This is a genomic window from Dethiosulfatibacter aminovorans DSM 17477 (assembly GCF_900142005.1).
Lineage (GTDB): Bacteria > Bacillota > Clostridia > Tissierellales > Dethiosulfatibacteraceae > Dethiosulfatibacter > Dethiosulfatibacter aminovorans.
Map to the genome: position 1 here is coordinate 1 of NZ_FQZL01000061.1, position 7169 is coordinate 7169.

Here is a 7169-nt window from a genome sequence, read left to right on the forward strand (position 1 = left end):
GAGGAGCATTCCTGTAATCAACAAATATGAGGTTTGATAAAAATAAGTCCACACAGTAGAATAAAGATGTTCTTGGCGGAACACAAATCTAAACTACTGGAGGACTTACAAATGAATCATACACAAAATGAGAGAATAAAGCAAGTACAGGAAGAAACAATTATCATAGGAATTGATATAGCCAGTGAAGTGCATTACGCACGAGCCTTTGATTGGAGAGGAATAGAGTTAGGCAAGGTCATATCCTTTGATAACAAGTTTGAAGGATTCACAAAGCTTAGGATGTGGATTCAGACGCTGATGATTGAGCATGGAAAGGAAAAGGTACTGCTCGGAGCAGAACCAACCGGCCACTACTGGTTCAGTCTTGCAGATTATGCAAAAGAGAATGAACTGAAGCTGGTTCTGGTAAATCCGTACCATGTGAAAAAGAGCAAGGAACTGGATGATAATCATCCGAGCAAGAGTGACAGGAAAGATCCTAAGACAATAGCAAAGCTGGTAATTGAAGGCAGATACATTGAGCCGTATATACCTGAAGGCGTGTATGCAGAGCTAAGAATAGCAACAGCTAGCAGGGATAGGCTTGTAAAGGACCTGAATGGGCTCAAGAACAGAATCGAGAGATGGTTGAAAATTTACTTCCCTGAATACAAAGAAGTATTTGGAAGTCCTTATGGAATAGGAAGTATGGTAGTGTTGTGTAATGCGCCACTGCCTGAAGACATCATGAAACTGGGAGCCAAAGGAATTAACCAGCTTTGGAGAGACAGAAAGATACGTGCAGTGGGCATGAAAAGAGCTGAAGAGCTTTATGCGGCTGCTAAAAGAAGTGTTGGAAGAAAAACTGGAATCAGAATGGCTAGAATGGAAATACTAATGCTTCTTGAAGACTATCATAGAAAGATAGAACAGCAGGAAGAGCTTCTAGAAATCATCGAGGCACTGTGCCTGGATATACCAGAAGTTGAAAAGATACTAAAAATCAAAGGAGTCGGCTTGGTAAGTGTAGCCGGATTCTTTGCAGAAGTAGGTGACATAAGACGCTTCAAGTCACCGAAACAGATACAGAAGCTGGCAGGTTTGGCGATAAAGGAGAACAGCTCAGGAAAACACAAGGGACAGACAGGAATAAGCAAGAGAGGCCGAAAGAGGCTGCGTGCAATCCTGTTCCAGGTGATAATGCCACTGGTTGCTAAAAACGAGCAGTTCAAGGAAATACATCGCTATTACACCACTAGGAAACAGAATCCTTTGAAGAAGAAGCAGTCTTTGATAGCAATATGCTGCAAGCTCATAAGAGTGATATTCGGTATATGTACAAAGGGATTTGATTATGACGGGAATAAGATGATAACAGACATAAAGCGACCAGCAGAACTAGTGGCTGCTTAGGCAGCATAAGAAGAAAGGTCAATCTGGAGAAGCGTCCACGAAAGTGCCAGAAGGACTAAGTAAGAATTGAAAGCTAAATCAAAGTTAACATACAAAAAGCAGGTAGTCATATATTTTACCATTAGAGCAATGACTCGGTAGAGGAGCACAAAAGACACCCACTTTATGGATAGGCAGAACGAAGGAATTTGGGACTCCGGGGAACCGGAATGATCCTGTTAGACATGGGAGGGTTGTTGCCATAAGAGGTGTGGGAAGTACCGCAGAATACAGTGAAATCAAGGACGCTGTGTTTGCTGTACCCAAAAACATCACTTATCCTGCACTGGATGCACATGGAATCTGTAATATGCTTTTTGAAGAAAATGAAAAACGGCGAATTAGCGAGTAAATGGAAGAAAAACTAAGAATATATAGGGAGGTTGATTATATGAACAAGACAATAGCTAATTGCAAAGTGCAAATGCCTACTTTGCCAAAAGACATGGTTATGACCAAGAATCATAACAATGACATTGAAGATGAAGAACAAATCTGTGGAGTTTTGATCACTGACTGTATCATTGAAAATCAATGTTCTGAAAAAGTCGAATTCAAACAGGTCAGATTTAGGAATGTTATTTTTAGAGATGTGATATTCCAACGATCCGATTTTGAAGATGTCATATTCGAAAACTGTGATTTATCCAACATTGATTTGAGTGATTCAATCCTAAGCAAAGTAGAATTCATTAATTGCAAAATGGTAGGTATAAATCTTGCTGAATCATCCTTCATAGATATTTCAATCAAAGGATGCACTGGCAATTACAGCAATTTACGGTACTCACAATGGAAGAGAGCCCACCTCGAAGAATCACAGTTTCGTTGTTCTGATTTCCAGAACATGAAGTTAAAGGATATTAACCTGGTAGAAGTAAATTTTGATGAAAGTCAAATGTCAGGTGCAACACTGAAAGGTATCGATATGAGCGATTGTCAGATTCATGGTATTGGTATTAGAGCAGAAGACTTGGAAGGACTTATCGTTTCTCCTCTACAAGCTGTAGACCTATCAAAATTTTTAGGCTTAGTAATAAAGTAGTAATGTAATCAGTCAATCAAGGTGAACAATATCATATGTAAGTCTATAAACCAAGGTGTTATAACATATATACATAATACCTCTTCAAGTAAAAATCAAAATACTATTTTATTCAATTCGCTTTTTTTATTCCTTATTGGATGATATTTATGATTCAATAACACAAGATATCCAGAACGGAAAACAAATTTCGGATTCATGCCACTCTTATCAAACCTATAGTTTTATGATATACTGTTTTCCTAGAAAGGATGTGTGAATTATGCCCGAAGATCGAATCAACAAGGTTAGCTGCAGCAACTATAGATGTGAAATTGAAATCACCCTTGAAATAATATCCGGTAAATGGAATGCCCTAATCCTCTGGACTCTTGGTAAAGAAGGAAAGAAAAGATTCGGAGAACTGAAGAAGTCAATATCCGGAATCACCCAGAAGATGTTGACCCAGCAGCTAAAATCACTTGAAAAATACGATATAATAACGAGAGTTGCCTATGATGTATCTCCGCCAATAGTTGAATATTCACTGACGGAAAAAGGACTTAGGCTCATGCCTATACTTGAGGAAATGGATATATGGGGAAAGGAATATATAAAAGATCATAAATGACAAAAATTACATGAGCCGAACAGTTTCAACCTGTCCGGCTTTTCATATCTTACTAGCCCCTTACTTCATTATCTCATTTACAACTAATGTGGTCTTGCCTCTTAAAACAGGTTTACACTCCGTAGTAGGCAGTTTTAAACAATTCCTTCATCTGCTCTACTGATATTTCTCTGGGATTTGTGCCTGTACAAGGATCTGCAACTGCATTTTGTGAAATGTCATCAAGATTCGCAAGGAATTTATCTTCCGACAAACCGAAATCCTTCAAGGTTGCAGGTATATTCATTGATTCGTTCAAGTCTCTTACAAACTTAATCAATGATTCAACAAGCTCTTTTTCACTTGATCCCTCCATTCCCAATCTTCTGGCAACGTCAGCATACTTAGCTCCTGCGGTTTCTGCATTGAACTGTATTGCAAAAGGCAGATAAATCGCATTTGCACAACCATGAGGTATATCAAAAATCTTTCCTGTCTTATGAGCCATACTGTGAACAATTCCAAGAATTGCATTTGAGAATGACATTCCAGCAAGACACTGAGATATATGCATTTTTGCCCTTGCATCTTCATTCCCATTGAAGGATTCCAACAGGTATTCCTCTATCATTTCAATGGACTTCATGGCAAGTGAATCAGTCAATTCATTGCTCATAGTTGACACGTATGCTTCTAATGCATGTGTCAGTGCATCCATTCCTGTATTTGCTATAAGCTTGCCCGGCATGGATTGTGCCATATCCGTATCAACAATGGCTATGTCTGGTGTAATGTTGAAGTCTGCAATAGGATATTTTATTCCAGTTTCATTATCTGTGATTACTGCAAAAGATGTCACTTCACTTCCTGTACCACTGGTAGTAGGAATTGCAGCGTATCTTGCTTTTTTCCTTAATTCCGGCAAATTGAATGGCTTTGCAGCTTCTTCAAATGTGAATTCAGGGTATTCGTAGAAGATCCACATAGCCTTCGCAGCATCCATTGGAGATCCTCCTCCCAGGCCTACTATCCAATCAGGCTGGAACTGATTCATTGTTTCCACGCCTCTCATTACTGTTTTAACAGATGGATCAGCTTCAACCTTATCTATAAGAACAGTTTCCATTCCTGCTTCCCTTAAGTTTGCTTCAACCTTCTCAAGAGATCCGTTGTTTTTTACTGATTCTCCACCAATTACAATTGCTGCTTTGCTGCCATTTAAATTCTTTAACTCGTCAACAGTCCCCTGTCCGAAGTATACCTCTCTTGGTATCGTAAATCTTGCCATATCTTTCTCCTTAAATGTATAGTCTAATATTCAATAAAATACTCAACTTATTTTTTGTTTTATAGTTCCTTGTTTCAATGCGCATAATTGTTATTCCTAGAACAATTCACATTCTAAAGCAACTTCAACATGTTGTAAAGTAGGCACTTTATCGTAATTAGTTACCATTTGGTATCCAGGATTTTAAAAGAAAACCTCCTGTGGAAACATTCTAGTTCAAACAATAAACTCATAAATTAAAGAGACATATACAAGTTTGGGTACATGTCCCTTTCGTATTTAAAATAATGTATTTGGTCAATCATGGTGAACCGTACCATAAGTAAGTATATAAGCTGAGGTGCATTATAACATAAATACATAACACATATGCAGATAAAAAAAGTATCAGTAAATTTTCCTTATTTAAAGAAAATCCTGATACTTTAGTCTTTTTGAATGTTTAGAGTAATGTATTCGGTAAATCAAGGAGAACCGTATCATAAGTGACGGTAAAAAATACTGCCAATCCATCACTTTATTGTTTTTTGAGGGTTGCTGCGTATATCATTGATACTCCCAATCCACAAGAAGTCTTACTATGAATACTCCCGCAATGAATAGAACTACTCCAAAAATCATATTCTTTCTACAGGCTAATACCAGCTCCAGGTCCTAACGGTAATTTAAAGAAATACCAAAAAAGAAGCTGAATGATCCATATTACCAGAAATCCTATCGAATAAGGCATCATATTTGAAATAAATGTACCGATTTTTAGATTCTTATCATATTTTTTTGCCATTCCTAAAACTATGGCAAAATAAGGGTTTAGTGGTGTAATCATATTAGTTACTGAATCTCCAATTCTATAAGCCATTTGAGTCATTTCAGGCGATACGTCAAGCAGCATCAGCATTGGAACAAATATCGGTGCAAGGAGTCCCCACTTTGAGGATGCACCTCCAATGAAAAGGTTTATTATCGCACACATCAACACAATCAGTACAAGCACAACAGGGATCGGCAACCCAAGTCCGCTTAAAATATTTGCTCCTGTCATGGCTACAAGCATCCCAATATTAGACCACATGAACCAGAAGAAAAATTGTGATATTACAAATACAAGTACAACATATGATGCAAGGTCAGCAATACTCTCTGTCAGCATCCTGTAAATATCAGAAGCATTTTTGATTGTACCTGCTGATTTTCCATATACAACACCAGGTATGAAGAAAAACAGTGCCAGCAAGGGTATCATACCATCCATGAAGGGAGCTCCCCATTCTAGCAAAGCACCACTTTCAGGGCTTCGGAGAAGGGCATTCTGAGGAATGGATATTGCAGCAATCAAAATAACATACAGGAGTACCGAAATCAATGCTTTTTTAGCGGCTCTGGATTCTTCTGCCGTTATCACCTCATTATCTGCATGATGGTGACCCTCTCCAACATCTAGCGTACCCATTCTGGGAGCCACATATCTTTTAGTAACCCATGTTCCAGCAACAACTAGTAAGAATGTCGATATGATAATGAAGTACCAGTTGGCTGTAGGGAATACTGAATAACCGGCATCTATCATTTGAGCCGACGACTGTGTGAAGCTGGCAAGAACAACATCTACGAGTTCAATAACAAGATTGGCTCCAAATCCACCCATAACGCCGGCATATACTGCCATGATGCCTACTATCGGATTCATGCCCACAGTCATGAATATCATTGCTGCCAGAGGAGGCAACAACACAGGTCCCGAATCACCTGCTACATTGGACATTATTCCAATGAATATTGTAGCCATTATGACCCTATCCTTCTTGACATTAGACAAGGAAGACCTTAAAAGTGTTGAAAACAATCCACTTCTTTCTGCAAGTCCTACGCCCAGCATTATAACCATTACCAGCCCTAAAGCTGGGAATCCCAAGAAATTCCCTACTGCACCGGTTATCATCCTTTGAATACCGCTTTTTGACAACAGATTGACTACAGTAACTTCATCTCCTGTTACGGGATTGACTGCTGTTACATTGGCAACAGATAGAATAAATGATAGCAGCAATACTATACCCGAAAGCCAGACAAACAATACCAACGGTTCCGGAAGCTTATTTCCCACTTTCTCAATAAAGTCAAGAAACTTCCCTGCAGCTCCTCTTTCTTCTTGTCTCTTTACTTCTTCTTTTCTTTGCATATTTTCCTCCTTAATTTATAAAATGATTACTCATGGCAACCATTATTATCGATTAATAAACAACAAGTTATAATCTATTTACCATTCAGATAATTCAAGACAATGTCTGCAAACAACAATGATGTCTTGAACAATATTGACTCGTCAATGTTGAAATATGGATTATGTGGTTTATTTATCAGTCCCTTGTCACGGTTCAAGGTACCAACCATGAAATATGTGCTGGGCACTTCCCTTGAGAAATATGAAAAATCATCTCCGCCCATAATAATGTCCGTTTGCAGCACCACGTTGCTTTCACCAAAATTTTCAATGACAGTATCTTTGACCAGGTCTGTTATGGCATCATCGCTTATCAATGGTATACAGAAAGGTTTATATCTTAGTTCATAGGAAGAGCCATTCATGTCGGATATGCCCTTGACAACGGATTCCAAAATAACAGGCATCCTCTCATTGGTTTCCAGAGTCGTTGTTCTAATAGAGCCTCCAATTTCAATTTTATCCGGTATCACGTTATTCGCACTTCCTGCATTGAATTTTGTTACAGCTAATATTACCGGTTCTTTTGCATCGACTTCTGAATTCGTTAAACCTTGAAGTGCTGTATATATCTGATTTCCTATTCTTATTG

At 38.4% G+C, this 7169-nt stretch carries 6 protein-coding genes; 3 read left to right on the forward strand and 3 right to left on the reverse strand.

Annotated features, from left to right (window positions below; all coding sequences use genetic code 11):
• Positions 1-111: 111 nt before the first annotated feature.
• The 3 genes from BUB05_RS18125 (at position 112) to BUB05_RS18135 (ending at position 3089) form a co-directional block, all read left to right on the forward strand.
• Complete coding sequence (locus tag BUB05_RS18125; protein WP_073051093.1) at positions 112-1395, forward strand: IS110 family RNA-guided transposase; 1284 nt, start codon at positions 112-114, stop codon at positions 1393-1395.
• Between the two features lie 430 nt (positions 1396-1825).
• Positions 1826-2479, forward strand: a complete 654-nt coding sequence (locus BUB05_RS18130) for a pentapeptide repeat-containing protein (protein ID WP_073051167.1) — start codon at positions 1826-1828, stop codon at positions 2477-2479.
• A 262-nt stretch (positions 2480-2741) separates the two neighbouring features.
• Entirely contained in the window at positions 2742-3089 is a 348-nt protein-coding gene (locus tag BUB05_RS18135) for a winged helix-turn-helix transcriptional regulator (protein ID WP_073051170.1), read from the forward strand.
• A 112-nt stretch (positions 3090-3201) separates the two neighbouring features.
• Here BUB05_RS18135 and BUB05_RS18140 read toward each other — a convergent pair whose 3' ends face one another.
• The 3 genes from BUB05_RS18140 to BUB05_RS18150 form a co-directional block, all read right to left on the reverse strand.
• Positions 3202-4356, reverse strand: a complete 1155-nt coding sequence (locus BUB05_RS18140; RefSeq protein ID WP_073051172.1) for an iron-containing alcohol dehydrogenase — start codon at positions 4354-4356, stop codon at positions 3202-3204.
• Between the two features lie 628 nt (positions 4357-4984).
• The gene (locus tag BUB05_RS18145) at positions 4985-6535 is read right to left on the reverse strand and encodes an AbgT family transporter (RefSeq protein ID WP_073051173.1); all 1551 of its coding nucleotides are present in this window, start codon (positions 6533-6535) and stop codon (positions 4985-4987) included.
• Between the two features lie 74 nt (positions 6536-6609).
• Positions 6610-7169, reverse strand: a 560-nt coding sequence (locus BUB05_RS18150) for a M20/M25/M40 family metallo-hydrolase (protein WP_139258086.1), incomplete at its 5' end; no start/stop codon positions are given.